Genomic DNA, 24,459 nt, shown 5'->3' with positions numbered 1-24,459 from the left:
AACGGCCGCCGGACCGGCTCCCCTCAGCCCGCCCGGCAGCCATTGCGCACCGCTCAAGCCCGCACGCGCTCCACCGACACCACGTCGTAGTCCGTCTCGGGCGTCGGTTCCGCCACGTCGAAGCGGGCGTTGGGCAGATAGATTCGGTCCCCGTAGACCGCCGCGGTCGTCGGGACCCGGAAGTTCGCGGGGTCCGTGATCCGGGTGATCGCCGTGCCCTTCGTGCCCGCGTCGTCGATCCGCAGCACATCGATGGCGTTCTGCCGCTGCTGCACGGCGTAGAGCGTGTGGCCGAGGAGGAGCAGGCCGTCGCCGTTCGGTAGCCGGGTTGGGCCGAGGTCCACGGCGCGTGCCACTCCCGTGCGGGGGGCGACCCGCATCAGGCCGCCGCCGTTGGCGAAGCTGTTGACCACGAGCAGCGCCCGGCCGTCCGGTGTCGTGGTGATGCCGTTGGCGGTGATGGCCGTCCCCTGGACCCAGTCGCCTGACAGCGGCACGGTGATGATCCGGTCCCCCGGCTCACCGCGCCGGCCGAGCGGGAGTTTGTAGAGCTGCGGCTCGAACGAGTCGGTGAACCAGGCGGCGTCGGGCGTCAGGATCACATCGTTGACCATCGTGGCGTCCGTGCCCACGGTGAAGGTACGGGTGATCCTGCCCGTACGGAGATCGGCGATCCGGATCTCGCCGCTCACTCCGCCGCACAGGAACAGCCGGCCCCAGGCGTCGGTCTTGAGCCCGATGACGGGATGCTCGGGACCCAGCCCCTCAACGACGACCCGGCCGCTGCCGGTCGCGAGGCTCGCGCGGTACACGTCGCCGCGCGCGATCGAACCGATGTAGGCGTACGGCTCGGACCCGATGGCGATCCCCTCCGGCCGGAAGCCGTCGGGCAGGGGGAAGCCGGCGGGCCGGCGCCGCCCGGTGGTTTCCATGGCGGCTGCCGTGCCGCCCAGCGGGGCCAGGAGCGCCGCGCCGCCGATGGCGGCGGCCGCTCCGAACAAACTCCGGCGTGCGAAGGAATGTCGCATGACGAGCGTCCTTCCGAGGAATGGAATGCGTCTCCCGCACCCCATCACACGCACCGGCCCCACACGGGCGTTGACCGGAACACGTCTGCCAGCAAGGCCGGTTACGGTCGTCGGCCCTCGCTACCGGCCGCCCCCTCCCCATGTGTCCCACACCGCACCCACCCCGACTTGAACGTGTTCAAAAGCAGGTCTACAGTCCAACACACCAGCTTTTGAACACGTTCAAAGGCCTACAGAGGGAGGGTGAAGGATGGACCTCACTGTTGTCACGTATGTGGTCTACCTGGTGATCAGCCTGGCGCTGACCGTGTGGGTGGCCCGGACGCTGAGCCGGAACGGGCGCGTCTTTCTGGCCGACGTACTCCGGGGCAACGAGAAGCTCGCCGACGCCGTCAACCACCTGCTGGTGGTCGGCTTCTACCTCGTCAACCTCGGTTTCGTCACGCTCTATCTCAAGTCCGCCGACGCCGTGGAGCACGCCCGCGGGCTCTTCGAGGCGCTGTCGGTGAAGGTGGGGGTCGTCCTGCTCGTGCTGGGCGTGATGCACCTCGGGAACGTGTACGTACTCAACAAGATCCGGCGGCGCGGGATCATGGAGCGCGAGCAGACGCCGCCGGTGCCGCCGCAGGGCTGGACGGGCCCCGTGGACAAGGGCCCCGGTCCCGGTCCGCTGGTCACGCCGGCCAGCGGGGCGTGAGCCGCCATGGCCCGGCCCACGTACCGGCTGCCCGTCCGGCGGCTGACCCTGCTGTACGACGCGCACTGCCCGCTCTGTGTCCATCTGCGGCACTGGCTGACGCGACAGCCCCAGCTCGTACCGATCGATCCGGTGCCCGCCGCCTCGCAGGAGGCGCGGCGGCGGTTCCCGGACCTCGATCACGGCACCACGCTGAAGGAGATCACGGTCATCGGTGACGGCGGCCAGATCTACCGGGGGACGGCCGCCTGGATCGTCTGCCTCTGGGCGCTGGCCGAGCACCGGCCCAAGGCCCATTGGCTGTCCACCCCGGCCGGCGCGCCCTTCGCCCGGGTGAGTGTGCTCGCCGCGTCGAAGTACCGCGAGCTGACGGCCGCGCCCTGCGAAGGGGCGTGCGAAGTACCCGCTGCTTCGCATTAGGCTCGGTCGGTGTGACGGACAAGCCCAAGGCAGCGAAGACGGCGGTCAAGGCCCCGGTCCCCAAGAGCGAGCAGACCCGCACGCTCATCCTCGAAACCGCGCTCCGGCTCTTCCAGGAGCGCGGTTTCGACAAGACGACCATGCGGGCCATCGCCACGGAGGCCGGGGTCTCGGTCGGGAACGCGTACTACTACTTCTCGTCCAAGGAACACCTGGTCCAGGGCTTCTACGACCGGATCGGCGCCGAACACCGGCTGGCGGCGCGGGCCGTGCTCGACCGGGAGACCGATCTGGAGGCGCGCATGGCCGGCGTGCTGACGGTCTGGATCGATGTCGCCGCCCCGTACCACGAGTTCGCCGCCCAGTTCTTCAAGAACGCCGCCGATCCCGAGAGCCCGCTGAGCCCCTTCTCCCCCGAATCGGAACACGCGCGCGACGCGGCCGTCGCCGTCCACCGCGAGGTGCTGGCCGGCTCCAGGGCGAAGGTCCCGAACGAACTGGCCGAACTGCTCCCGGAGTTGATGTGGCTGGCCCAGATGGGGCTGGTCCTGTACTGGGTCTTCGACCGCTCCGAGGGCAGCGAGCGCTCACGCCGGCTCGCGGAGCGCGGCGCCCGGCTGACCAGCAGCGGCATCGCGCTCTCGCGGTTCCGGGTGCTGCGGCCGCTCGTACGGGAAGTGCACGAGCTGTTCGAGGACTTCCTGCCGGGGATGGCCGAGGTGGCCGCGACCCGCGCCTCCCGGAGGCCGAGCACCGAGAGCTGATCCTCTGCCCGCGAGCTGACCTCCGTCCGCGAGCTGACTTCCGTCCGAGCCGCGCCCGCCGTCGGCCCGGACGTCCCCGCGTCGACCCGGATGTCCCGCCGTCAGCCCGGACGTCCCGCCGTCAGAGCCAGCCCAGCTGCCACAGCCGCCATATCCCGGTCCCGTCCGACAGATACTGCGCCCCCGTGACATCGCCGCTGCTCAGTACGTAGTCCTTCTTCTGCCACAGCGGCAGCAACGGCACGTCCTCGGCCACCACCTTCTGGATGGACCTGAAGTCCTCCGAGGCGCGGGCGCGTTCGCTGTACTGCTGGGTGGACTCGATCAGCCGGTCGACGCGGTCGCTCACGTACCCCGTGTGCAGCGTGGCGTCCCGGCCGACCAGGGGCTGGATGAAGTTGTCCGGGTCCGGGAAGTCCGGGAGCCAGCCGATGGTGTACGCGTCGTACTGGCCACCGCTGTAGCCCTTCTGGAAGGCCGTCCACTCCCGCTCGACGATCTTCACCTTGAACAGCCCGGTGGCCTCCAGCTGCTTGCGCAGCTCCGCCGCCTCCGGCGCGGCCGAGCCGCCGTCCGCGTGCGCGAGCGTGAACGTCACCGGGGTCTCCACACCCGCGTCCGCCAGCAGTTTCCTGGCCCGCTCCACGTCCGGCTCCGGGTAGGTGTCGAAGAACGGCGTGGTGTGCGAGGTGATGCCCTGCGGAATCGGCGAGTAGAGCGGATCGACCGTCGAGGCATAGACATTGAAGGCGATCTTGGACCGGTCGACGATCGCGGCGACCGCCTTCCGTACCGCCTTGTCGGCCATCGCCGACCCCTTGCGCACATTGAAGACGAGGTTGCGGATCTCGGCGCTGTCGGCCTCGTTCATCCGGATGTCGTCCTTGCTCGCGTCCAGCCCGGCGATCAGCGAGGGCGGCAGCTGGCGGTGGGTGACAACGACCGTACGGGCCTTCCAGGCGGCGGCCAGGTCGGCGGGCTTCTTGAAGTACGTGATGTCCACGGGCCCGCCGACCGCGCCGATCGCGCCCCGATACCGCGGATTGGGCTCCAGATGCGCCACGGAGCCCGGGGTGTACGACTTGAGGACGTACGGCCCCGATCCGTCGCTCTCCGGGCCCGTGCGCAGCCCGTTCGCCGGGTAGCGGGTGCGGTCGACGATCGAACCGGCTCCGGTGGCGACCTTCAGCGGGAACGTCGCGTCACGCGAGCCGAGATGGAAGGTGACGGTCAGACCGTCCGCCTCGACCGACTTGAGCGTGGTGAAGAGCGCCTGCGGACCGACGTCCGCCTTGATGGCGAGCACTCGGTCGAAGGAGTACTTGACGTCCTCCGCCGTGATCTCGTTGCCGTTGGAGAAACGGAGATCGTCCCGCAGCTCGCAGCGATAGGTACGGAGTTCACTCCCGGTGAAGCCGCAGGTACGGGCGGCGTCCGGTACCGGCGTGACCGAACTGGGTTTGAACGTCAGTAGTGACTGGTAGATATTGCTGAACAGCGCCCAGGATCCGGCGTCGTACGCGCCGGCCGGATCGAGCGAGGTGACCACGTCGGTCGTTCCGACGGTGATCGGCTTCTGGTTGGCGTCGCGGGACGGAAGCAGCTGCCAGCCGCCCACCCCCGCAACCACCAGCACAAGAGATGTGATGAGTATCCGCAGACGGATCGGCCGCATGTGCTGTGCCCCTCTATCACGCCCACCCCTGACCGTGATGGCGCTCACCCAACCACACGGGGTTCGCCGGCGGAAGAGAAAACCTGGGTCACGCAGGCAACGGTCGTGTTAAGCGCGCCGGACAGGGCCTCGCGCCGGTCGACCAGGACCACTAGGACCACGAAGACCGGACAGAACAGGGCCTGAGTGCGGACATGCGAGGGCGGGGTGCTCACTCCCCTGCCGGTGAGTGAGCACCCCGCCCTTGTGTGTTCCGGTGCTTCCGGTGCTCAGCGCGTGGTGCCGCTGTTGAAGAGCGACCGCGACCAGACGTAGCCGATCAGGGCGATCCCGGCGCACCAGGCGAGCGAGATCCAGCCGTTGTTGCCGATCTCCGAGCCGGAGAGCAGGCCGCGCAGTGTCTCGGTCATCGGCGTGAACGGCTGGTACTCGGCGAACCAGCGCAGGCCCGGCGACATCGACTCGGCCGGCACGAACGCCGAGCCGAGGAACGGCAGGAACTGGATGAGCAACGGCTTGTTGCTCGCCGACTCGACGGTCTTGGAGATCAGGCCGAGCGCCACGGACAGCCAGGTCACCGCGAAGGCGATGGCCGCGAGGAGGCCGGCCGCGGCCAGCCACTCCAGCGGGGTCGCCCCGGACCGGAAGCCGACGGCGAGCGCGACGCCCACGACCAGGACCATGCACATCATCGTCTGGATGACGCTGCCGATGACATGCCCCGTCATGAACGACGAGCGCGTGATGGGCATGGTGCGGAAGCGGTTGATGATGCCCTCGGTCATGTCGGAGCAGACCGCGATCGAGGTCGACATCGAGCCGGCGGCCACCCCCATGATGATGATGCCGGGCGTCAGATAGTTCAGATACGCGTCCCGGCCGCCGCCCATCCCGGCGCCGATCGAGTCACCGAAGGCGTACACGAACAGCAGCAGCATCAGGATCGGCATCATGGCGCTGCCGAGCCCCACGGCCGGATAGCGGATCGCGTGCTTCAGGTTGCGCCGCAGCATCGTCGTCGAGTCGTGCACGGCGTGGGTGAGGGTGCTCATCGCAGGGTCTCCTTCACGTGGAGCGCGGTGTTGGTGCTGCCGTCGCCGGTCAGGGCGAGGAACACGTCGTCGAGGTCGGGGGTGTGCACGGAGAAGTCGGCGGCGCGGATACCGGCGGCGTCGAGCCGGTCGAACAGGGCGCGCAGCGCGTCGAGGCCGGCGTCGCCGGCGACGCGCAGGGTGAGCTCCTCGTCGTCGCGGGCCGCGCCGGGGAAGGCGGCGGCCGCGCGCTCGTACTCGTCGGGGTCGGTGAACCGCAGGCGTACGTGGCTGCCGGGGATCTGCGCCTTGAGCTCGTCGGCGGTGCCCTCGGCGACGATCCGCCCGCCGTCGAGCACCGCGATCCGGTCCGCCAACTGGTCGGCCTCCTCAAGGTATTGCGTGGTGAGGAAGACGGTGACGCCGCCGGCGACCAGCGAACGCACGGTCTCCCACATGGTGCGGCGGCTGCGCGGGTCCAGCCCGGTCGTCGGCTCGTCCAGGAAGATCACCTGCGGGTCGCCGACCAGTGTCATGGCGAGGTCGAGCCGGCGCCGCATCCCACCGGAGAAGAGCGCGGCGCGCTTGTGCGCGACGTCCGCGATGTCGAACCGCTCCAGCAACTCCTTGGCCCGCTTGCGGCCTTCGCGCTTGCCGAGCCGCAGCAGGTCGGCCATGAGGAGCAGGTTCTCCTCGGCGGTGAGCAGGTCGTCGAGTGCGGCAAACTGACCGGTGACGCCGATCGCGGCGCGCACCCCGTCCGGCGCTGTGGCGACGTCGTGGCCCGCGACCTGGGCCTGCCCGCCGTCGGCGGAGATGAGCGTGGACAGGATCTGCACGGTGGTGGTCTTGCCGGCGCCGTTCGGCCCGAGGAGCGCGAACACGGTGCCGGACGGGATCCGCAGATCGATGCCGTCGAGGACGGTCTTGTCGCCGTACGACTTGCGCAGATCGGCGGCGGAGACGGCGGCGGGCGGCTGCTGGCCGTCGTCCCGCCTGGGCATGGGCATGACAGAAGAAGGCATGGGGCCCTCCCATTCGAAGGCGTGGTGAGCGGTGAAGTGGTCTTGGCTGTCAGGAGATCGGGCGGGTCAGGCCCGGGCGCGGCGGATGTCGATGTTGCCGTAGCGGGTACGGGCCCTGACCTCGACCGTGTCCTCGGTCCCCGCCGGGCTCTCGGACGCGGTGAGCGCGTTGTGCACCTGGCCGGAGCCCGAGCCGATGTCGAGCCAGGCGGCCGTGCCCTCGCGGATGCCGACCTCGATGGCGCCGTAGGAGGTCTCCAACTGGACGGTGCCACGGGCGACGTCGTCGAGGCGCAGGGTGCCGTGGGCGGTGGTGGCGGCGACCGAGCCCTCGGCGTGCTCGATGATGATGTCGCCGTTGGCGCCGCTCACGCGGAGATCGCCCAGGGCGTCGCAGATGGTCGTGGTGCCGTGCGAGTTCTTCAGGACGGCCGGGCCGTTGACGGTGCCGACGCGCAGGCTGCCGGAGCTGGTGGTGATCTCGGCGGGCCCCTCGACGCGGTCCACGGTGATGCTGCCGTGGGACGCGGTCAGGTGCAGCGGTCCGGTGGTGTCGAGGCGGACGTCGCCCGACGAGGTCTTCACACGGACCTCGCCGAACCGGCCCTCGCCGTACACCTGGGCCCAGGCGCCGGTCATCTCCACCTGCGAGCCCGTGGGCAGTTCGACCGTCACGTCGACGGTGCCGGTGCGTCCGACGAGATAGCGCTGCTTGGGCGTCCTGACGGTCAACAGGCCGCTCGCGTACCGCACTTCGGTCTGCTCGGCCGCCCGTACGTCCTGATCCTTCTTCGGGTCGCGGGGCTGTACCTCGACGAGCGTGTCGAGTCGGTCGGAGGCGATGAACCGGATGGATCCGGCTTCCACGTGGGCGGTGGCCGAGATCGTCGCGGGGGTGTCGAAAGTAGGCATGGCTGTCCCGTCCTCTTGGGTCTTCGTGGCGTCCCTGCTGGTGGGACGTGGTGTGAGTGAAGTGAAGTGAAGTGAGGTGGGCGGGGCGCGGCTAGCGCACCCAGCCTGTGAAGCTCTGTCCGACGGTGCGGGTGCTGCGGGTCTTCTCCGTCGTACGTGACGGGGCGCCGCCGTCGACCGCGGCCGACACGGCTCGTACCAGCCATGCGTTGACCGACAGGCCCTCGCGGCTCGCGGCATCCTCGGCGCGCGCCTTGAGGTGGGCGGGCAGTCGCAGGTTGACGCGGGCGGTGCCGCCGTCGTCGCCGTCGGCGGGTGCGGGGGCCGGCGCCTTGAGCGGCTCGGCGGGCCCGCTCTTGTCCTCGTACGCCTCGTCGACCGCCGGCCGCGTCACCACGAAGTCGGGGTCGAGCCCGCGCAGCCGTACGTCGACCGAGCCCGGGGCGAGTTCGCGGGTGATCTCGTCCATCGCGGCGGAGAGCACATTGAGCATCGTCAGGCGGGTCGCCGACTCCAGGGGAGCGGTGAGCCGCTCGGCCAGCTCGCGGGCTTCTTCGCCGCCGGCTTCGGCGGCCACCGCGAGTTCGCGGCGAAGGTTGTCGACATACGGCGTGAGGTCCATAGCGCCATAGTGGCATCACTATGGCGCTACATGCAAGCCTCCATGGGGAGCGAGTGTGGACCAGGGCCCACCTGATAGCTCTGACCTGTGAAAACGCGCGTGGCACCGAGTTGCATCAATGCGGTGCCACGTGGAGTCTCGTCCTCTTTGGCACGCCTAGTGGCGCCACGTGGCACCGCGTGGTGCCACTAGGCGCGCCAAGGTGTTCTGCTGGCTCGGCTGGAGCGCGGAAGGCGGGAGGGGAGACCGTGATTCTTCGGCTCGCCCGAGCGCCAGGAACTACTGTCGCGAGCATGGTCGAACACGATGCCCTCAGCACTACCCGCGAGGCCTACGATGCCGCTGCCCTCACCTATGCGCAGCTGTTCCGCGACTCGCTGCGTGACAGTCCCCTGGACCGCGCGATCTTGGGTGCCTTCGCCGAGGTCGTCCGTGCGAGTGGGGACGGTCAGGTGGCGGACCTGGGGTGTGGACCTGGCCATATCACCGCTCATCTGGATGAGTTGGGGCTGGCGGCGTTTGGCGTTGATGCCTCTCCCGCGATGATCGAGTTGGCTCGACAGGCCTATCCGGGCCTGCGGTTCGACGTGGGCTCGATGGCCGCGTTGAACATCGCTGACGGCGTGCTGGGCGGCGTACTCTCACGTTGGTCCGTCATCCACACTCCGCCGCGGGAACTCCCCGTCATCCTGGCGGAGTTCCACCGGGTGCTGGCACCTGGCGGCCACCTGCTGGTCGGCTTTTCGGCCAGCGATGATCGGTCTCACCCGACGCAGGTCTTCGATCACGCGGTCGCGCCGGCCTATCGGTGGTCGCCCGATCACCTCGCCGCGATGCTGCGCGGGTCCGGGCTGGCCGAGGTGGCCCGGATGGTTCGCGAGCCTCAGCCCACCGACCGACGGCAGTTCCAGGAGATTCAACTGCTCGCCCGCAAAGCCTAGGTCCTGTCCGGTCGGACACGTTCCGCATCCAGCCACAGGGCCTATGCCTGGCGCGAGGCCAGTTCCACGAGGGTGATGTCGGAGGGCGCGCCGACCCGGACCGGCGGGCCCCAGGCGCCCGCGCCGCGCGATACGTAGAGCTGGGTGTCGCCGTACCGCTCCAGACCGGCCACGGTCGGATTGGCCAGGCCCGCGAGGAGGTTGCCCGGCCACAGCTGGCCGCCGTGGGTGTGTCCGGAGAGCTGGAGGTCGACGCCGTAGCGCACGGCGTCGTCGATGACGACGGGCTGGTGCGCGAGGAGTACGGACGCCCTGGCCCGGTCGCGGTCGTCGAGCGCCTTCGCGAAGTCGGGGCCCGCGCCCTCGCTCTCGCCCGCGACGTCGTTGACCCCGGCGAGATCGAAGCCGGGGATCTCCACGCGCTCGTTCTCCAGCGGACGGAGGCCCAGTTCACGGACGTGGTCGACCCAGGCGTCGGCGCCCGAGAAGTACTCGTGGTTCCCGGTCACGAAGAACGAGCCGTGCCGGGCCTTGAGACCGGCGAGGGGCTCCGCCGCCGGGCCCAGGTTCTCGACGCTGCCGTCCACCAGGTCACCGACGACGGCGATCAGATCGGGCTGCGTGGAGTTGATGGTGTCCACGATGCGCTGGGTGTGGGCGCGGCCCAGGATCGGTCCGAGGTGGATATCGCTGACAACGGCGATACGGAAGCCATGGGCGGCGCGCGGCAGCTTGGCGAGCGGGACGGTGACGCGCTTGACGCGGGGGCCGCGCAGGACGCCGTACGTGCCGTATCCGACCGTCGCGAGCGCGGCGGTGGCGGCCGCGCCGCCGACGACCCGGGAGACGAACAGACGGCGGGAGGGCGCGGGAGTGGGCGCGGGGGCTGGGCCGGACGGTTCCGGCAGGTCCGGACTTCCGTCGGATATGCCCGTGCCAGGGCCCGTGCCAGGACCCGTGCCAGGACCCGTACCCACTGGGGTACGAACGACTGCCTCGGCCGGGACCTCAGCCTCGGCCGACGCGTCCCGGCGCTCCAACAGCCGCCGCAGCAGCGGCCGTATGACCTCGCCCACCAGCAGCGCCAGCAGCAGGTACAGCAGCACCGCCAGCCACAGAAACCCGGGCCAGGCCAGCACCTGCTGCGCCCAGAACGGCATCCCCGAGCGCCCCGAGACCACGGCGCCGACCGACAGTAACGGCAGCACGACCGCGGCGACGGTGCCCAGCCTGCGGGCGAGGCCGCCGGGGCTGGTCGTGTCGCGCACCAGACGACGCCAGAGGTACCAGTGCGCCGCTGCCACCAGCGATACGGCGGCGAGCGCCGCCAGAACGATCACGACGACCACGAACAGGCCCCTTATCCCAGTTGTTCGCGCTGTTCGCGCCGGAGCGCGCGCACACCACGGAACCCGATGACGCCAACGGCCGTCCCCAGAAGAAAGGACACGATGGCGAGCGTCAGGTGCACCCAGAAGTACCCCGTCGGATCACCGGCGTCGTCGAACGCGAGTCCGCTGCCGTCCTGCCACAGGTTCTTGACGAAAGTGATCCAGATGAACCAGCTCCACACCCCGAACGCGAGCAGGAACCAGGACACGGGGCGGTTGAGCTTCATGGTTTCAGTATCACCGGCGCCTTCCGGGCGACGGCAGCCGGGTCCTGCGGGCAACCGGCCGGACCGGCGCGCGCTACGGTCAGCGATCGCGCCACGGTCAGCCATATGGATAGCGGTACGGGCATCGGTGCGGGTGCCGGATCCGTACACGCGGAAGATGGGGCCGATCAGCCCACCCGGGTCGGCGTCGATGTCCACGCCCTGTACGTTTTCGATCGTGTCCGCTCTGAAAAAGACCGCCTTGACGGTCGCCGCCGCCGCATTGCTTCCCGTGATGACCGCCGTGCCCGCGTCGGCCGACGGCAAGATCGACGGGCCCGACAACAACCAGCCGAAGCCGCCCGTCTCGATGTCCACGGTCGGCGGGACCAAGCTCGGCCGGGTGGGTACGCAGGTGAACCTCGGCGCCGGCGCGCCGGTCCTGCCCAAGAAACTGAGCGGCCGGTCCTGGATCGTCGCGGACGCCGAGTCGGGCGCGGTGCTGGCCTCGCACAACGCCCACTGGCGGCTCCCGCCGGCGTCCACCCTCAAGATGCTCTTCGCGGACACGGTGCTGCCCAAGCTGTCCAAGGACGAGGTGTACAAGGTGGCGCCCACCGATCTGGCGGGGGTGGGCGCGGGCAGCAGCCTGGTCGGCGTCAAGGAGAACCTCACCTACTCCGTCCACGATCTGTGGCTGGGGGTCTTCCTGCGCTCCGGCAACGACGCCGTCCATGTGCTCTCCGAGATGAACGGCGGGGTACCCAAGACCGTCAAGGACATGCAGAAGCACGCCGAGGAGCTCCAGGCGCTGGACACGCATGTCGTGACGCCCGACGGATACGACGAGAAGAACCAGGTCTCCAGCGCGTACGACCTCACCCTGATCGCCCGCTCCGGACTCCAGAAGAAGGACTTCCGGGAGTACTGCTCGACGGTTTCGGCCAAATTCCCCGGCGACGTGCAGAAGCCGAAGGAGGGCGAGAAGGTCGAGAAGGACAAGAACGGGGACCCGAAGCGCGACTCGTTCGAGATCCAGAACACCAACCGGCTGCTGACCGGCGCCCCCGGCGTCACCACGTACAAGGGCATCGCCGGGGTGAAGAACGGCAACACCACCCACGCGGGCGCGACCTTCACCGGGGTCGCCGAGCGCGACGGCCGGGTGCTGCTGGTCACCGTCATGAACCCGTCCTCCACGGAGGGCCAGGCGGTCTACCAGGAGACGGCACGACTGCTGGACTGGGGCTTCTCGGCGGCCGGGAAGGTGACTCCGGTCGGTGAGCTGGTGCCGCCCAAGTCCGCCCGTACGAACGTCTCGCCGAGCCCCACGGCCGCTGGAGCGGACTCGGCCGGGGCCGGTACGGCCACCGGGCCCGCCAAGCTCGCGGCCACCAACGGCGAGGGCACGGGCGGTGCAGGGACGGCTCTCGCCGTCGCGGGCGGGGTGCTGGTCGTCCTGGCAGGCGCGGTGTTCCTGGTCAACCGGCGCTGGCCGCTGCCCGACCTGGTCCGTCGCCGTCCGCGCGAGTAGCCCCTCCGGCGCGGTTGCCATTGCCGCGCCGCTCCTCGGTCTCCGGCCCGGTATCAGCCACGGCCGCCTCGGCCGCCAGGTCTCTCTTACTGGGGGTCGCCGTCCAGGCGGAGCAGAACAGCAGCAGCTTCGCCGTGAAGTTGATCCACAGCAGCAGCGCCACCGGCACCCCGAACGCGCCGTACATGCTCTTCGCCGCCACGCCCTTCATATAGCCGCCGAGCAGCAGCTTGAGCAGCTCGAAGCCGATGGCGCCGATGAGTGCGGCGACGATGAGCCGGCGGCGCGGCGGATGGACGCGGGGCAGCAGCGTCAGCACGTACAGCAGCAGCAGGAAGTCGGCGAGGACCGCCACGACGAGGGCGGCGGTCTGGAGCAGTACGCCGCCCGCGCCGTTCTCGGGGATGCCGATCCGGTGGGCGGTCCAGCCGACGGCGGTCGAGCCGAAGCCGGAGGCCGCCAGTGAGGCCAGCCCGACCGCCCCCAGACCGACGAGCGCCACCGTGTCCTTGCCCTTGAGCAGGAACGGATTGCCTTCTTCCGTATCGTCCAGCTCCCAGACGGCCCGCAGGCACTCCCGCATGGAGCCGACCCAGCCGATCCCGGTGAAGAGCAGCACCGCTCCGGCCACCACCCCGATCGTGCCGGCGTTGGCCACCAGGTCGTTGATGTCCAGCTGCTGGGAGATGCCGGGGACCTGCCGCGCGATGCCGTCCTGCAACCGGTCGAGCTGGCCCTGGCTGAGCAGCGCGGCACCGATCGCGGCGCCCACGGTGATCAGCGGGAAGAGCGCGATAAAGCTGATGAAGGTGATGGCGGCGGCCAGCCGCGTCCAGTGAACGCGGTCGAGCGTCTCGTACGAACGCCAGGCGTGCGTCCGCATCAGCCTGGCCACGAACGGGCCGACAAGGGGCAGTTTCTTCAGCCAGTCCATGAACGACGTGTACCCCCTGATCCAGCTGATCCAGCGCCTGATCGGAAAACAGGCGCGAGCATCACGACAAAGGGCACAAAGAACGCCGTATGGGGCGATACGGTCACTTCACCTGCTCGCCTGCTGCCCCCTGAGGAGCGATTCACGATGAAGGACGCCTTCGGTCTCCCGCAGTCCCTGCTCATCCTCGGCGGTACGTCGGAGATCGGGCTCGCCACCGCGCGCCGGCTGATCGCCCGCCGCGCCCGTACGGTCTGGCTGGCGGGCCGCCCCTCCCCCGCTCTGGACACCGCCGCCGACCGGCTGCGGACGCTGGGCGCGGACGTCCGTACCGTCGCCTTCGACGCCCTGGACCCGGGCTCGCACGAGGAGGTGCTCGGCAAGGTCTTCGCGGAGGGCGACATCGATCTGGTGCTGCTCGCCTTCGGGGTCCTCGGCGACCAGGCGCGTGACGAGGCGGAACCGCTCGCGGCGGTACGGGTGGCACAGACCAATTACACCGGCGCGGTCTCGGCGGGGCTGGTGTGCGCGGGCGCGCTGCAGACGCAGGGGCACGGTTCGCTGGTGGTCCTGTCGTCGGCGGCCGGTGAGCGGGCCCGCCGCGCGGACTTCATCTACGGGTCGAGCAAGGCGGGCCTGGACGCGTTCGCGCAGGGGCTCGGGGACGCCATGTACGGCACGGGCGTGCAGGTCATGGTCGTACGGCCCGGCTTCATGCGGCCGAGGACGGCGGCGAGCCGGCCGGAAACGCCGCTGGCCACGACACCGGAGGCGGTGGCGACGGCCATCGAGCTGGGGCTGCGGCGGCGCTCGGAGACCGTGTGGGTGCCGGGGGCACTACGGGTGGTGATGGCGGCGGTGCGCCATCTGCCGCGCCCGCTGTTCCGCAGGCTGCCGCTCTGAGTCAGCGCGCGATACCAGGGGGCGGGGGCTCAGCGCAGGGAGGCCGGGCGGTCGGCGGGGGTGCTCTGTGGGGGCACCCCCGAGATCTCCCCGCCACCGCCGAACGCGTACTCGTGCAGCTTGCGCCAGACGGCGTCCGCGCCCTGCTCGTACAGCGCGAAAGAGGTGCAGCTCCAGGCCGCACCGTACTCGGACAGCTCCGCGTAGGCCCGGTCCATCGCCTCCTCGGCGATGCCGTGCGCCACCGTCACATGGGGGTGGTACGGGAACTGGAGCTCGCGTACGAGCGGCCCCGACGAGTCCCTGACCCGCTTCTGCAGCCAGGTGCAGGCCGACGCGCCCTCGACCACCTGGATGAAGACCACCGGCGAGAGCGGGCGGAACGTACCGGTGCCGGACAGCCGCATCGGGAACGGCCTGCTGGCCGACGCGACGGCGGCGAGATGCGCCTCGATCGCGGGCAGCGCCGACGCGTCGACCTCGGTGGGCGGCAGCAGCGTGACATGCGTGGGAATGCCGTGCGCGGCGGGATCACCGAAGCCCGCACGCCGGTCCTGGATCAGCGTGCCGTACGGCTCCGGGACCGCGATCGAAACGCCGAGCGTTACGGTCCCCACATCGATCTCCTCAGTCCCGTGGTCCATGTGTCGATGGTCTGTGTCTTCGCCGCCGCTCGCCAGTGTGACGGTCGCACCGCCCGGCCGGCCAGCGGCGGCCGGGGCCGTCCGGCGCGGTGGTGTTCCGTGCCGGTGCACCCCACTGACCTCCGGTGTCTTCGCTCCGCGCCGGCGCACGGCCCCGCTTCTCCGCCGGTGCGCCGCCGGTACTCCTCCGTACCGCGCCAGTACTCCGTCGGTGCGTGGCCCGTACTCCGTCAGTGCTTGTCCGTCAGTGCTTGGCGGGGAGGAAGCCGACTCTGTCGTAGGTCTGCGCCAGGGTCTCGGCCGCGACCGCACGGGCCTTCTCCGCGCCCTCGGCCAGGATCGAGTCCAGCGTCTCCGGATCGTCCAGATACTCACGGGTGCGGGACCTGAAGGGGGTGACGAACTCGACCATCGCGTCCGCCAGGTCCGTCTTCAGCGCACCGTAGCCCTTACCAGTGTATTTGTCCTCCAGCTGCGCGACGGTGGTGTCCGTGAGCGTGGAGTAGATCGTGAGCAGATTGCTCACCCCGGGCTTGGTCTCCGGGTCGAACCGGATCTCCGTGCCGGTGTCGGTGACCGCGCTCTTGATCTTCTTCGCGGTGGCCTTCGGCTCGTCGAGCAGATTGATCAGGCCCTTGGGGGTGGACGCCGACTTGCTCATCTTGGCCGCCGGGTCCTGGAGGTCGTAGATCTTCCCGACCTCCTTGAGGATGTACGGCGCCGGGACCGTGAACGTCTGTCCGAAGCGGCTGTTGAAGCGCTCGGCGAGATCGCGGGTGAGCTCGACATGCTGCCGCTGGTCCTCACCGACCGGGACGGCGTTCGCCTGGTACAGCAGGATGTCGGCGACCTGGAGGATCGGGTACGTGAAGAGCCCGACCGTGGCGCGGTCCGCGCCCTGTTTCGCGGACTTGTCCTTGAACTGCGTCATCCGGGAGGCCTCGCCGAAGCCGGTGATGCAGTTCATGACCCAGGCGAGCTGGGCGTGCTCGGGCACATGACTCTGGATGAAGAGCGTGCAGCGCCGCGGGTCGAGACCGGCGGCGAGCAGCTGGGCCGCGGCGAGACGGGTATTGGCGCGCAGCTCGGCGGGGTCCTGGGGAACGGTGATCGCGTGCAGGTCGACGACCATGTAGAAGGCGTCGTGGGTTTCTTGCAGCGCGACGTACTGGCGCACCGCACCGAGGTAGTTCCCGAGGTGGAACGAGCCTGCGGTGGGCTGGATTCCGGAGAGCGCGCGGGGACGATCAGAGGCCATGTTCACCATTCTCTCAGGTATGACCGACAGGTCGGGAACGGAGACCGAGCCGAGTGGAGCCGGGACTGGGAGGGCGACGGGGCGGGCGACGCGGCGGGCGACGGGGACAGCGGTCGCCCGGCGTCCGGTTTCTGTTCAGGCAGGGCATGCCGAGGGCAAGGTTTCCTCGTCCACACTGCGAGCGACGATAGAAAGTGGGGCTTCGGCCCGCCGGTACCGCACAGCTTGTCCCGCACAGCTTGTCCTGACCGATCGGAGAAACCCGTGTCGACAACGGAGAGTGCCATCGCCTCGGCGGAGGCCCACAGTGCGCACAACTACCACCCGCTGCCCATCGTGGTCGCCTCGGCGGACGGCGCGTGGATGACCGATGTCGAGGGGCGGCGCTTCCTCGACATGCTCGCCGGGTACTCGGCGCTCAATTTCGGCCATGGCAACAGGAGGCTCATCGACGCCGCGAAGGCGCAGCTGGAGCGGGTGACGCTCACCTCCCGGGCGTTCTACCACGACCGGTTCGCCGACTTCTGCACACAGCTGGCCGAGCTGTGCGGCATGGAGATGGTGCTGCCCATGAACACCGGCGCGGAGGCGGTGGAGACCGCCGTGAAGACCGCCAGGAAGTGGGGCTACCGGGTCAAGGGCGTGCCGGACGGCATGGCGAAGATCGTCGTCGCGGCCAATAACTTCCACGGCCGTACGACCACGATCGTCAGCTTCTCCACGGACGCGGAGGCGCGGGCGGACTTCGGCCCGTACACGCCCGGCTTCGAGATCGTTCCGTACGGGGATCTCACCGCGATGGACGCGGCGATGACCGAGAACACCGTGGCCGTGCTCCTGGAGCCGATCCAGGGCGAGGCCGGGGTCCTGGTGCCGCCCGCGGGCTATCTCGCCGGGGTGCGGGAGCTGACCCGGCAGCGGAACGTGCTCTTCATCGCGGACGAGATCCAGTCGGGCCTGGGCCGGACGGGGAAGACCTTCGCCTGTGAGCACGAGGGCGTGGTGCCCGACATGTATGTCCTCGGCAAGGCGCTGGGCGGCGGGGTGGTGCCGGTGTCGGCGGTGGTGTCCTCGGCCGAGGTCCTGGGTGTGTACCACCCCGGCGAGCACGGCTCGACCTTCGGCGGCAATCCGCTCGCCTGCGCGGTGGCGCTGGAGGTCATCGCGATGCTGCGGACGGGCGAGTTCCAGCAGCGCGCCGCGGAGCTGGGTGACCATCTCCACCACGAGCTGGGTCTGCTGACGGGCGGCGGCGCCGTCGAGACCGTACGCGGCCGGGGCCTGTGGGCGGGGGTGGACATCGTGCCGTCCCGCGGGACGGGCCGGGAGATCTCGGAGCGGCTGATGGACCGGGGTGTGCTGGTGAAGGACACGCACGGCTCCACGATCCGGATCGCTCCGCCGCTGGTGATCAGCAAGGAGGACCTGGACTGGGGTCTGGACCAGCTCAGGGCCGTGCTGGCCGAGTAGACGGGCGTTTTTTGGGGGGGCTGTCGGCCCGGGGGGGCGCCTGCCCGGGCCGGCGGAACTGCCGGCGGATCTAGAAAATCACATGCGGCAGAAAGCGGGCGTACCCGTCGGTGATCAGGCCCGCGGACTCCCGGATGCCGAGGCCCGCCGCCTCGTCCTCGACGACCCACGCGCCGAGCACCACGCGGTTGCCGTCGAAGTCGGGCAGCGGCGCCAACTCCTGGTAGCAGCAGGGCTCGTCGCGTAGCACTGGCGGCGCCCCCGGCTCGTGGATGGTGACGCCGGCGCCTTCCCGCCCCAGGAGGGGCTTGGCCACATAGCCCCGGGAGGTGGCCAGTTCGCGGGGGCCGTCGAGGTGGGAGGGCAGCAGGTTCGGGTGGCCCGGGTGGAGTTCCCAGAGGATCGCCAGGAGCGCCTTGTTGGACAGGAGCATCTTCCAGGCGGGTTCGATCCAGCAGGTGGTGCCCGTACCGCCGCCGTTGTCCAGGGTGTCCTGGACATGCGGGCCGAAGGGGTCGGTGGCCAGCCACTCCCAGGGGTAGAGCTTGAAGCAGCTGCGGATGAAGCGCAGCCGGTCGTCCACGAAGCGGCCCGACAGCCGGTCCCAGCCGATCTGTTCGACGGAGAGCGCCTCCGTGTCCAGGCCGGCCTGCTCGGCGGTCTCGCGCAGATACGCGACCGTCATCAGGTCCTCGCCCAGTTCGTCGCCGTCGGAGTGCGCGAAGTGCACCGGGCCGGGCGGAAGGAGGCCGGACTGCCGTTTCCAGGCGGCGACCAGGCGCTCGTGCAGGGAGTTCCACTGGTCGGCGTCGGGGAACCGGTCCTCCATCCAGAACCACTGGGCGCTCGCGGCCTCGACCAGTGAGGTGGGGGTGTCGGCGTTGTACTCCAGCATCTTGGCCGGACCCGTGCCGTCGTAGTGCAGATCGAACCGCCCGTAGATGGACGGCAGTTCGGCGCGGCGCCGCCAGGACTCGGCTATCAGGGCGGCGAGCCGGGCGTCGGTGATGCCGAGGTCGGCGAACCGGTCGTGTTCGACGATATGCGCGGCGGCGTCCAGACACAGCGCGTGCAGCTCTTCGACGACCTCTTCCAGCGCCTCGACCTCGGGCAGCGTGAAGGAGTAGTAGGCGCTCTCGTCCCAGTACGGCCGCAGCGAGTCGTCCGGGTAGCGGGTGAGCGGGTAGATGACGCCCTGTTCCTCGACGATGCGCTGCCAGTCGGGGCGGGGGTCCGTGGTGTGACGTTTCATCAGCGGATCACCGGTCGGCCGGCCCGGACCGCTCAGCCGCCGCCGGAGCCGGCGGAGCAGCCGAAACCGCCGCGGTCGACGGCCGACTTGTCGAAGCTGCCGCCGTCGACCTTGCCCTTGCTGCTCGATCCGCCGTAGTAGTACGAGCCGCTGCCGCCCTTCTTGCACTCGGAGCTGGGCAGGGTCTGCCGGGTCGTCCGGTCGGCGCACCGCTTGTCCGGGTCCGAGCCGCAGGACGTGATCGTGACGGCGAGGACCCCCATGCTCCCGAGCACGACCGTGCTCGACCTCAGCCTCCGTTGACGCGTAGCGGCCATGAGTCCGCCCCTTCCCCCGTTGTTGTGAACACAATAAATGGCCCCACCGGCCTGCCGTAAAGGCGGGTACGCGGTCTTTCCTCGGTTTCTCGGTGTCGCGGGATGGACTGCCCCACTAGAGTCCGTATGTGCTTCTTGGGATGATCTGCGCACTCGGCTCCGCGGTCTGTTTCGGTACCGCCTCCGTATTTCAGGCCGTCGCCGCCCGCGCCGCCGAACCCGGTACGGGCTCGGGCGTCGATCCGGCGCTGCTGCTGCGGGCGCTGCGGCAGTGGCGCTATACGGCCGGACTCGCCCTGGACGGGCTGGGGTTGGGAACTGCTTCCGGATAAGTGGACTGTAGTGAGCGTGGGTGCGTTGGGGTGAGTCCGGTGGTTTCTGTGGTGGTGGATGTGCGTGTGGTTTGTTGGGCTGGTTGGGTGACTTTCTGTGCGGTGGTTCGTTGTCCTGTTCGATGGGGTCTGCGATGACAGTGCTGGGCGGAGGTGGGGATGGTGGCGGGGTTTCGGGCTGTGGCCGCGTCGTTTGTCGTGCCCGGTCCCGCTGGTGTCGCGGTCCGTACCCGGCTGCGCCTTACCGCTGTCGAGGCGGGGGTGTTGCGTGAAGTCGGTGGATTGCTGGGGTCGTTGGCGTCGGGTGATCTGGCGGTGCGCTGCCGTGACGGTCTGGCTCACGACGCGGAGTGCTGGGCGGTGCGTAAGCGTGTGTTGACGGGTGTGTCGTCGTCGCGGTGGGCAGGGAGCATCACGAAGGCCACGCATGATCAGTGGGCTTTGGCGCGTCGGGGTCTGGCGGCGTATATCCGGGGGCTGGAGGCGGGGATCGCGGTGGTGCGGCATCGGTTGTCGCTGCCGGTGGGTGAGAGGGGTACGAAGCGGGCTGCGGGCGGGTACCGGTCCCGGCGGGAGTGGCATGCCAAGTCCCGCCGCCTGACGGTGCTGGTGGCGCGCCGGGACAGGGCGGTGGCGGAGTGGCGGGCCGGGCGGGTACGGGTCGTACGGGGCGGGAAGCGCCTTGCCAACACCCGCCACCACCTCACCGACGCCCGGCTCAGCGAAGGGGGGTGGCGGGGGCGGTGGGATGCGGCGCGGATGTTCCTGTCCGCCGACGGCGAGACGGGCAAGCGGTACGGCAACGAGACCATCCGCATCACCCCCGACGGACACCTCTCGGTCAAACTCCCCACCCAACTGGCCCACTTGGCCAACGCGCCGTACGGCCGGTTCGCCCTGGCCGGGGCGGTGGTGTTCCCGTACCGGGGTGAGGAGTGGGCCGATCGGATCGCCGGGAACCGGGCCGTCGCCTACACCCTCCACCACGATCCGGACCGGGACCGCTGGTATGTCACGGCATCCTGGCAGCGCAAGCCCGCGCCCGCCCTGCCCCTGGACGCGGTACTGACTGCGGGCTGTATCGGGGTGGACATGAACGACGACCACCTCGCCGCCTGGCAACTCGACCCCCACGGCAACCCAGTGGGCGAACCCCACCGCTTCTGCTACGACCTGTCCGGGACCGCACCACATCGCGACGCGCAGATCCGGCACGCGCTGACCCGTCTCCTGCACTGGGCGCGCGGGTGCGGAGTGCGGGCCATCGCGGTCGAGGACCTCAACTTCGACCGGGACAAGACCCGGGAGAAGCACGGCGGCAGAAAGCGGTTCCGGCGTCTGATCTCCCGCTTCCCCACCAGCAGGCTCCGGGCCCGCCTCGTGTCGATGGCTGCCGAACACGGCCTCACCATCGTCGCCGTCGACCCCGCCTACACCTCCCGCTGGGGCGCCCAGCACTGGCAGAAACCCCTCACCACCCCACGACGTAAGACCAGCCGACACGATGCCGCGAGCATCGCGATCGGACGACGCGCCCTCGGACACCCGATCAGGCGACGGACGGCACCGCCCCGTAACGACCAGAGCGATCGTTACGGGCATCGGACCGTCCAGGCCCCACCGGATGCCCGAGGGTGTGACGGGAACCGCCCACCCGCCACGGACCGGCCCCATGGAGAGCCGCCGCCGAACGGGACGCGAAAGCGGCAACCGAGTGCATCCACAACCGTTCAGGATGCGCCCAGAACGCACCAGCGGGTCCAAGACCCACTTACGCGCACTGGATAGGAACGGTGCTCTGCCTGGGCAGCGGGCAGGTCAGCACGATCTCGCCGAACTCCGGTGACGCGCCCCGATAGCCGGCGCGCCGCTCGTACGCGCGGCCCTCCTTCCAGAATTCCAGCGTGATCGGGGCGGTGGCGGTATGCATCGGTCTCCTTCGGTCGTACGGGCCGAGGGCGCCCGCGTAGGCCGCACCGGCGCCGGCGGCCAGGCCGAGCGTAACCGGGTTGGGAGCCACGGTCTGAGCCGTCATCGAGGCGCTGAGCGCGGTCCCGGTGAGGTCGGTCGCGAACGTGGACGGTCGGCGCGGACGACGGCGAGGAAGGCGTGGGCGAGCATGACGAGGGTGACCCAGCGGGACCGGCACGGTGGAGTGGCACCGGCAGCAGGCGAGTTCGCCGGTGGTGCGCTTACGCCAGATCAGCACCGGCCCGCGATCCGGCTCATGACCACCGCGAACGCCTCCCGCCAACGGCCGGGATCCATGCTTCGACCTACGGCCACCGACTCTTCGTTGAAGATCACGATCTACGGCTGGAGTACCGGTGCCGGGAGGGGCCCTAGCTCTCGCCCCCTCCGTAGGGACGGGTGATCGCTTCCAGCGCGTGACCCGCGGGATCCATGAAGTACACGCCGCGCCCGCCGTCGTTGTGGTTGATCTCGCCGGGGCGCTCGCGGTGCGGATCGGCGTAGTACGTGAGCCCGGCGTCCTGGATCCGCTGGAAGATCCCGTCGAACTCCGCCTCGGTGACCAGGAAGGCGTAGTGCTGTATGGCGATCGGCTCTTCCGGAGTGGTCGCGAAGTCGAGGGTGACGCCGTTGCTCAGTTCCACGGGGATGAACGGGCCCCACTCGTCCCCGACCTCAAGGTCGAGGATCCGCGCGAGGAACTCGGCGGATTCCCGTTTGTTCTTGGAATGGACGATGGTGTGATTCAGCTGGACTGGCACTGTGAAATGCCTCCGTAAGGGCAAACTCACGGACACCTCCATGCCGCACCCGGACGGTGACCGACACGCGATGCCGTGGTGATCAGCGTAGGCCGGGCCCCGGGGGCTGTCGCGCCCCGTTACTCCCTACGGACCGGGTACGGCGGTACGGCGCGACTCCCCACCTGCACGGCTCACGGCAGTACGCGGCACAGCGCGTCCAGCGCGCCCGTCCACGCGCTGTCCGGCGGGGTGGCAGGGGCCCCTGGGCCGCTAGTTCACGGATACGTCACGCGAGCGCTCAAGAAGGTGCCGAGCGACTGAGTTTGACCGATAGGGCGCGAGCAAGGACGGGATCTTGGCAACCTGTCCATCAATTCGCCCGGAATGGATCGCCGGATAAGCGTCCAGCACCTTGCCCCACGTTGAGCAAGCTGCCTCCAGGTGGCCCATTTGAAGCTGCCTTTCGGCTAGCAGGGAACTGAAAATCAAATTGGACCTCTGCTTGTCGCTGGAATCTCGCAGACAAAAATGGTCATGAAGGGATTCAACGCTCCCCTTCACGTCACCCAAAGCATGCCTGACTTCCGATGTGGAATAGGCCAACGTCGCCGAGCTGAATCCGCCGAACGTCCCGAGTTGGCTCTCCGCCTGATTCACCGCGCGTTCTGCCTCGCGGAGACTGTTCAGCGCGTTTGTCTTCTCACCTGCCAGCGCGTACGAGTGCGCCTGTTGTCCGGCGAGAAACGCGCGCATGCGGGGGCTGGACTCAGGTGATGCCTCTGCGGCAGCGTTCGCGAGCCGTACCGCCGGTGTGCCGTGGCCCAGATTTGCCGCTTGCACTGACATGCCCCGTAGGACGTGGCAATAGGTCATGTGGTCGCCACTGGCACCCGCCAGCTCCAAGCTCTTTACGTAATACTCTTGCGCGCGACCATGCGCCCCCTCATCCACTGCCATCCATCCAGTCAGGTAGCAGAGAAAAGAGGCAGCAGACATCATTGATTTGCGAGTTTCGCTTGACGCGCTTGCTTTCAAGTAGGGAGCAACTGTGTTGACCAAGAAAGCAGCGGCCATCGGACGTGCGTAGCGTCCACCAAATTCGTCATCGAGGTCCGACAGGCGATCGGTCATTGCCAAAACCGCCTGAACTTCGGATTGCCCGATGCGGCGCTGCGGATCAGTCTTTATGGCCTCCATCCGGCCCACCACGTCGGGCCAGCCCGGAATGGTGAGTGCTACAGAGAAGAGTCCCACGCCGAGGACTCTTCGGCGGGACGGGTCCATATCTTGCCTCCCCAGATCAAACAGCCCCTCCACGGTACTGGCGGGTTGTTTCAACTGATCGAGTGACGCGGGAAAGCCAGCCTCACTGGACGTGACCGGGCGGTGAAGTCGCCGGGACAGCGCTTCGAGGATGAGGGGACGGACAGTCTCGCGTGGCATGTGCCCCTGTAGCCACTGGTGGACCGACGGCGGTGAGTATGTGAACGGCGTTCCCCGCTCGGTCCCGATGCGGTTGACCGCTTGGGCGAGTTGGCGCAGTGTCCACCCGCTCTCACGGTACAGCCGCTCCAACCCTGCGTTCGGTCGTCGTGTCGTCACTGGCCCCAACTCCCGGGTTCTCGCCGCTTAACCCTCTTAATCCTTGGCCGCTTCCCCACCGTACCGCTGCGAGTGATGGAGCGGTTACCTAGTGCGAGCACAGCAAGGGGCGTAGAAAGGAAGGGCAACCGATGGCGGACCAGGCTTTTCAATTGGGCAACGGCGTTACGGAGTTGGTCGCGCGGGTCGAGTCGAGTGGCTTCTACCGCTTGCTGCCCGGCGATGTGCCCTGGACGTGCGCCGAACCCGAACCTGCCCCATACGACGGTTGCCCAGTGTGTGCCGCGCTGGTCAAGCAGCGGGCGGAGGCCCGGTTCGGGCGCGGATCGCCGGCCGTGTGGGAGTGCGACCGCGAACTGCGGAACCACCCGTACCGCCGAGCGGATGACCACACATGAGGCATGCCCCGCCTGCCCCGCAGCGGTACCAGATCCGCCGGCTTCCGGCAGCGTCCCCCAGTCTTGATGACCTCGTGGTCGGTATGGCTGTGTATGACTCCCACCTTGAACTGCCGGGTGTGATCGACGCTTTCTACGGGGCGGTGGTGAAGCTGATCCGTCCCGCGGGCTTCACCTGGGAATCACGACGCGTATCGATCCGGCCGGCGACCGAGTACGAGAGGAATCAGCTCAAGGCACTGGCGAAGCACCACCGGTCGCAGCTCATCCGTGACGAGTCGGAATGACCACCGCACCCCCCGGACTCCGTACCGGCAGACCGGTGCGGATACCGCCCTGACCGTGAGCGGTATGGCAACCCTCGCCGACTACCGGGACAGGCACAACAC

26 protein-coding genes are annotated in these 24,459 nt (G+C 69.2%); 10 read left to right on the top strand and 16 right to left on the bottom strand.

The genetic code is table 11. From position 1 onward, the window contains the following. Window positions 1-53: 53 nt before the first annotated feature. A complete protein-coding gene (locus IF11_RS0112310; RefSeq protein ID WP_030351571.1) occupies window positions 54-1,028 on the bottom strand; it encodes an SMP-30/gluconolactonase/LRE family protein in 975 nt (324 codons plus the stop codon). Between the two features lie 250 nt (window positions 1,029-1,278). Here IF11_RS0112310 and IF11_RS0112305 point away from each other — a divergent pair, with 250 nt between their 5' ends. The 3 genes from IF11_RS0112305 to IF11_RS0112295 are packed head-to-tail and all read left to right on the top strand — an operon-like array spanning window position 1,279 to window position 2,909. Then, complete coding sequence (locus tag IF11_RS0112305; RefSeq protein WP_030351570.1) at window positions 1,279-1,725, top strand: hypothetical protein; 447 nt, start codon at window positions 1,279-1,281, stop codon at window positions 1,723-1,725. 6 nt (window positions 1,726-1,731) lie between these two features. After that, a complete protein-coding gene (locus IF11_RS0112300) occupies window positions 1,732-2,145 on the top strand; it encodes a thiol-disulfide oxidoreductase DCC family protein (protein WP_030351569.1) in 414 nt (137 codons plus the stop codon). Window positions 2,146-2,156: 11 nt separating this feature from the next. Beyond that, entirely contained in the window at window positions 2,157-2,909 is a 753-nt protein-coding gene (locus IF11_RS0112295) for a TetR/AcrR family transcriptional regulator (RefSeq protein WP_030351568.1), read from the top strand. A 121-nt stretch (window positions 2,910-3,030) separates the two neighbouring features. On the opposite strand, the gene IF11_RS0112290 is transcribed toward IF11_RS0112295, so the two are convergent. The 5 genes from IF11_RS0112290 to IF11_RS0112270 all read right to left on the bottom strand — a co-directional run bounded on the left by IF11_RS0112290 (window position 3,031) and on the right by IF11_RS0112270 (window position 8,174). Further along, the gene (locus IF11_RS0112290) at window positions 3,031-4,584 is read right to left on the bottom strand and encodes an ABC transporter substrate-binding protein (RefSeq protein ID WP_030351567.1); all 1,554 of its coding nucleotides are present in this window, start codon (window positions 4,582-4,584) and stop codon (window positions 3,031-3,033) included. A gap of 269 nt (window positions 4,585-4,853) precedes the next feature. Beyond that, window positions 4,854-5,636 (bottom strand): ABC transporter permease, encoded by a 783-nt coding sequence (locus IF11_RS0112285; RefSeq protein WP_030351566.1) that lies wholly within the window; start codon window positions 5,634-5,636, stop codon window positions 4,854-4,856. Continuing rightward, the gene (locus IF11_RS0112280) at window positions 5,633-6,625 is read right to left on the bottom strand and encodes a daunorubicin resistance protein DrrA family ABC transporter ATP-binding protein (RefSeq protein ID WP_030351565.1); all 993 of its coding nucleotides are present in this window, start codon (window positions 6,623-6,625) and stop codon (window positions 5,633-5,635) included. The genes IF11_RS0112285 and IF11_RS0112280 overlap by 4 nt, the downstream gene beginning before the upstream one ends. An 81-nt stretch (window positions 6,626-6,706) precedes the next feature. Beyond that, a complete protein-coding gene (locus IF11_RS0112275) occupies window positions 6,707-7,552 on the bottom strand; it encodes a DUF4097 family beta strand repeat-containing protein (RefSeq protein ID WP_030351564.1) in 846 nt (281 codons plus the stop codon). Window positions 7,553-7,643: 91 nt separating this feature from the next. Beyond that, window positions 7,644-8,174 carry a hypothetical protein gene (locus tag IF11_RS0112270; protein WP_030351563.1) on the bottom strand — a complete coding sequence of 177 codons (531 nt, stop codon included), beginning with the start codon at window positions 8,172-8,174 and terminating at the stop codon, window positions 7,644-7,646. Between the two features lie 293 nt (window positions 8,175-8,467). Here IF11_RS0112270 and IF11_RS0112265 point away from each other — a divergent pair, with 293 nt between their 5' ends. Then, window positions 8,468-9,115, top strand: a complete 648-nt coding sequence (locus IF11_RS0112265) for a class I SAM-dependent methyltransferase (RefSeq protein WP_030351562.1) — start codon at window positions 8,468-8,470, stop codon at window positions 9,113-9,115. A 41-nt stretch (window positions 9,116-9,156) separates the two neighbouring features. Here the strand turns inward: IF11_RS0112265 and IF11_RS0112260 are convergent, their stop codons facing one another. Beyond that, on the bottom strand, window positions 9,157-10,464 hold the full coding sequence (locus tag IF11_RS0112260; RefSeq protein ID WP_030351561.1) for a metallophosphoesterase: 1,308 nt from the start codon (window positions 10,462-10,464) through the stop codon (window positions 9,157-9,159). An 11-nt stretch (window positions 10,465-10,475) separates the two neighbouring features. After that, the gene (locus IF11_RS42005) at window positions 10,476-10,733 is read right to left on the bottom strand and encodes an SCO4848 family membrane protein (RefSeq protein ID WP_030351560.1); all 258 of its coding nucleotides are present in this window, start codon (window positions 10,731-10,733) and stop codon (window positions 10,476-10,478) included. 190 nt (window positions 10,734-10,923) lie between these two features. On the opposite strand from IF11_RS42005, the gene IF11_RS0112250 reads away from it, so the two are divergent. After that, complete coding sequence (locus tag IF11_RS0112250) at window positions 10,924-12,246, top strand: D-alanyl-D-alanine carboxypeptidase family protein (protein ID WP_420894634.1); 1,323 nt, start codon at window positions 10,924-10,926, stop codon at window positions 12,244-12,246. Here the strand turns inward: IF11_RS0112250 and IF11_RS0112245 are convergent. Further along, the gene (locus IF11_RS0112245; RefSeq protein WP_030351558.1) at window positions 12,194-13,180 is read right to left on the bottom strand and encodes a YihY/virulence factor BrkB family protein; all 987 of its coding nucleotides are present in this window, start codon (window positions 13,178-13,180) and stop codon (window positions 12,194-12,196) included. The two genes, IF11_RS0112250 and IF11_RS0112245, sit on opposite strands and share 53 nt — an antisense overlap. Before the next feature lie 147 nt (window positions 13,181-13,327). On the opposite strand from IF11_RS0112245, the gene dprE2 reads away from it, so the two are divergent. Next, the gene (gene dprE2, locus IF11_RS0112240; protein ID WP_030351557.1) at window positions 13,328-14,083 is read left to right on the top strand and encodes a decaprenylphospho-beta-D-erythro-pentofuranosid-2-ulose 2-reductase; all 756 of its coding nucleotides are present in this window, start codon (window positions 13,328-13,330) and stop codon (window positions 14,081-14,083) included. Between the two features lie 29 nt (window positions 14,084-14,112). Here the strand turns inward: dprE2 and IF11_RS0112235 are convergent, their stop codons facing one another. Together IF11_RS0112235 and trpS are read right to left on the bottom strand one after the other, a co-directional pair. Further along, window positions 14,113-14,700: a 2'-5' RNA ligase family protein gene (locus IF11_RS0112235; RefSeq protein ID WP_030351556.1), complete on the bottom strand. Its 588-nt coding sequence runs from the start codon at window positions 14,698-14,700 to the stop codon at window positions 14,113-14,115. A 271-nt stretch (window positions 14,701-14,971) separates the two neighbouring features. Next, on the bottom strand, window positions 14,972-15,985 hold the full coding sequence (gene trpS / locus IF11_RS0112230) for a tryptophan--tRNA ligase (protein WP_030351555.1): 1,014 nt from the start codon (window positions 15,983-15,985) through the stop codon (window positions 14,972-14,974). A gap of 264 nt (window positions 15,986-16,249) precedes the next feature. On the opposite strand from trpS, the gene rocD reads away from it, so the two are divergent. Further along, window positions 16,250-17,455 (top strand): ornithine--oxo-acid transaminase, encoded by a 1,206-nt coding sequence (gene rocD, locus IF11_RS0112225; protein WP_030351554.1) that lies wholly within the window; start codon window positions 16,250-16,252, stop codon window positions 17,453-17,455. A gap of 70 nt (window positions 17,456-17,525) precedes the next feature. On the opposite strand, the gene IF11_RS0112220 is transcribed toward rocD, so the two are convergent. Continuing rightward, window positions 17,526-18,707 carry a glutathionylspermidine synthase family protein gene (locus tag IF11_RS0112220; RefSeq protein ID WP_030351553.1) on the bottom strand — a complete coding sequence of 394 codons (1,182 nt, stop codon included), beginning with the start codon at window positions 18,705-18,707 and terminating at the stop codon, window positions 17,526-17,528. 32 nt (window positions 18,708-18,739) lie between these two features. Then, complete coding sequence (locus IF11_RS0112215) at window positions 18,740-19,024, bottom strand: hypothetical protein (RefSeq protein WP_051745829.1); 285 nt, start codon at window positions 19,022-19,024, stop codon at window positions 18,740-18,742. Window positions 19,025-19,152: 128 nt separating this feature from the next. Between IF11_RS0112215 and IF11_RS0112210 the strand changes: the two genes are divergently transcribed. Then, a complete protein-coding gene (locus IF11_RS0112210) occupies window positions 19,153-19,356 on the top strand; it encodes a hypothetical protein (protein WP_133243347.1) in 204 nt (67 codons plus the stop codon). A gap of 162 nt (window positions 19,357-19,518) precedes the next feature. Continuing rightward, window positions 19,519-21,144 (top strand): IS200/IS605 family accessory protein TnpB-related protein, encoded by a 1,626-nt coding sequence (locus tag IF11_RS0112205; protein ID WP_030351550.1) that lies wholly within the window; start codon window positions 19,519-19,521, stop codon window positions 21,142-21,144. Here the strand turns inward: IF11_RS0112205 and IF11_RS41270 are convergent. The 3 genes from IF11_RS41270 to IF11_RS38790 all read right to left on the bottom strand — a co-directional run bounded on the left by IF11_RS41270 (window position 21,128) and on the right by IF11_RS38790 (window position 23,672). Continuing rightward, window positions 21,128-21,391, bottom strand: coding sequence for a hypothetical protein (locus tag IF11_RS41270; RefSeq protein ID WP_165840707.1), 264 nt, complete (start codon window positions 21,389-21,391; stop codon window positions 21,128-21,130). The genes IF11_RS0112205 and IF11_RS41270 overlap by 17 nt on opposite strands. 307 nt (window positions 21,392-21,698) lie before the next feature. After that, complete coding sequence (locus IF11_RS0112195; protein ID WP_030351549.1) at window positions 21,699-22,088, bottom strand: VOC family protein; 390 nt, start codon at window positions 22,086-22,088, stop codon at window positions 21,699-21,701. A 252-nt stretch (window positions 22,089-22,340) separates the two neighbouring features. Beyond that, complete coding sequence (locus IF11_RS38790) at window positions 22,341-23,672, bottom strand: NsdA family TPR-like regulatory protein (protein ID WP_078490633.1); 1,332 nt, start codon at window positions 23,670-23,672, stop codon at window positions 22,341-22,343. Window positions 23,673-24,153: 481 nt separating this feature from the next. Between IF11_RS38790 and IF11_RS0112185 the strand changes: the two genes are divergently transcribed. Further along, window positions 24,154-24,357: a hypothetical protein gene (locus tag IF11_RS0112185; protein WP_078490649.1), complete on the top strand. Its 204-nt coding sequence runs from the start codon at window positions 24,154-24,156 to the stop codon at window positions 24,355-24,357. Window positions 24,358-24,459: the final 102 nt, after the last annotated feature.

It is taken from the genome of Streptomyces scopuliridis RB72 (genome assembly GCF_000718095.1).
In the GTDB taxonomy this organism is placed as follows: Bacteria; Actinomycetota; Actinomycetes; order Streptomycetales; family Streptomycetaceae; genus Streptomyces; species Streptomyces scopuliridis.
The sequence above is the reverse complement of the archived record's forward strand: the minus strand, read 5'-3'. Positions and strand labels throughout refer to the sequence as shown.

What these genes read in the sequence shown, in the direction of transcription:
- IF11_RS0112310 (WP_030351571.1), bottom strand. Translation starts at nt 1,028, where the DNA reads ATGCGACATTCCTTCGCACGCCGGAGTTTGTTCGGAGCGGCCGCCGCC.
- IF11_RS0112305 (WP_030351570.1), top strand. Translation starts at nt 1,279, where the DNA reads ATGGACCTCACTGTTGTCACGTATGTGGTCTACCTGGTGATCAGCCTG.
- IF11_RS0112300 (WP_030351569.1), top strand. Translation starts at nt 1,732, where the DNA reads ATGGCCCGGCCCACGTACCGGCTGCCCGTCCGGCGGCTGACCCTGCTG.
- IF11_RS0112290 (WP_030351567.1), bottom strand. Translation starts at nt 4,584, where the DNA reads ATGCGGCCGATCCGTCTGCGGATACTCATCACATCTCTTGTGCTGGTG.
- IF11_RS0112285 (WP_030351566.1), bottom strand. Translation starts at nt 5,636, where the DNA reads ATGAGCACCCTCACCCACGCCGTGCACGACTCGACGACGATGCTGCGG.
- IF11_RS0112280 (WP_030351565.1), bottom strand. Translation starts at nt 6,625, where the DNA reads ATGCCCATGCCCAGGCGGGACGACGGCCAGCAGCCGCCCGCCGCCGTC.
- IF11_RS0112275 (WP_030351564.1), bottom strand. Translation starts at nt 7,552, where the DNA reads ATGCCTACTTTCGACACCCCCGCGACGATCTCGGCCACCGCCCACGTG.
- IF11_RS0112270 (WP_030351563.1), bottom strand. Translation starts at nt 8,174, where the DNA reads ATGGACCTCACGCCGTATGTCGACAACCTTCGCCGCGAACTCGCGGTG.
- IF11_RS0112265 (WP_030351562.1), top strand. Translation starts at nt 8,468, where the DNA reads ATGGTCGAACACGATGCCCTCAGCACTACCCGCGAGGCCTACGATGCC.
- IF11_RS42005 (WP_030351560.1), bottom strand. Translation starts at nt 10,733, where the DNA reads ATGAAGCTCAACCGCCCCGTGTCCTGGTTCCTGCTCGCGTTCGGGGTG.
- IF11_RS0112250 (WP_420894634.1), top strand. Translation starts at nt 10,924, where the DNA reads ATGTCCACGCCCTGTACGTTTTCGATCGTGTCCGCTCTGAAAAAGACC.
- IF11_RS0112245 (WP_030351558.1), bottom strand. Translation starts at nt 13,180, where the DNA reads ATGGACTGGCTGAAGAAACTGCCCCTTGTCGGCCCGTTCGTGGCCAGG.
- dprE2 (WP_030351557.1), top strand. Translation starts at nt 13,328, where the DNA reads ATGAAGGACGCCTTCGGTCTCCCGCAGTCCCTGCTCATCCTCGGCGGT.
- trpS (WP_030351555.1), bottom strand. Translation starts at nt 15,985, where the DNA reads ATGGCCTCTGATCGTCCCCGCGCGCTCTCCGGAATCCAGCCCACCGCA.
- IF11_RS0112220 (WP_030351553.1), bottom strand. Translation starts at nt 18,707, where the DNA reads ATGAAACGTCACACCACGGACCCCCGCCCCGACTGGCAGCGCATCGTC.
- IF11_RS0112215 (WP_051745829.1), bottom strand. Translation starts at nt 19,024, where the DNA reads ATGGCCGCTACGCGTCAACGGAGGCTGAGGTCGAGCACGGTCGTGCTC.
- IF11_RS41270 (WP_165840707.1), bottom strand. Translation starts at nt 21,391, where the DNA reads ATGACGGCTCAGACCGTGGCTCCCAACCCGGTTACGCTCGGCCTGGCC.
- IF11_RS0112185 (WP_078490649.1), top strand. Translation starts at nt 24,154, where the DNA reads ATGGCTGTGTATGACTCCCACCTTGAACTGCCGGGTGTGATCGACGCT.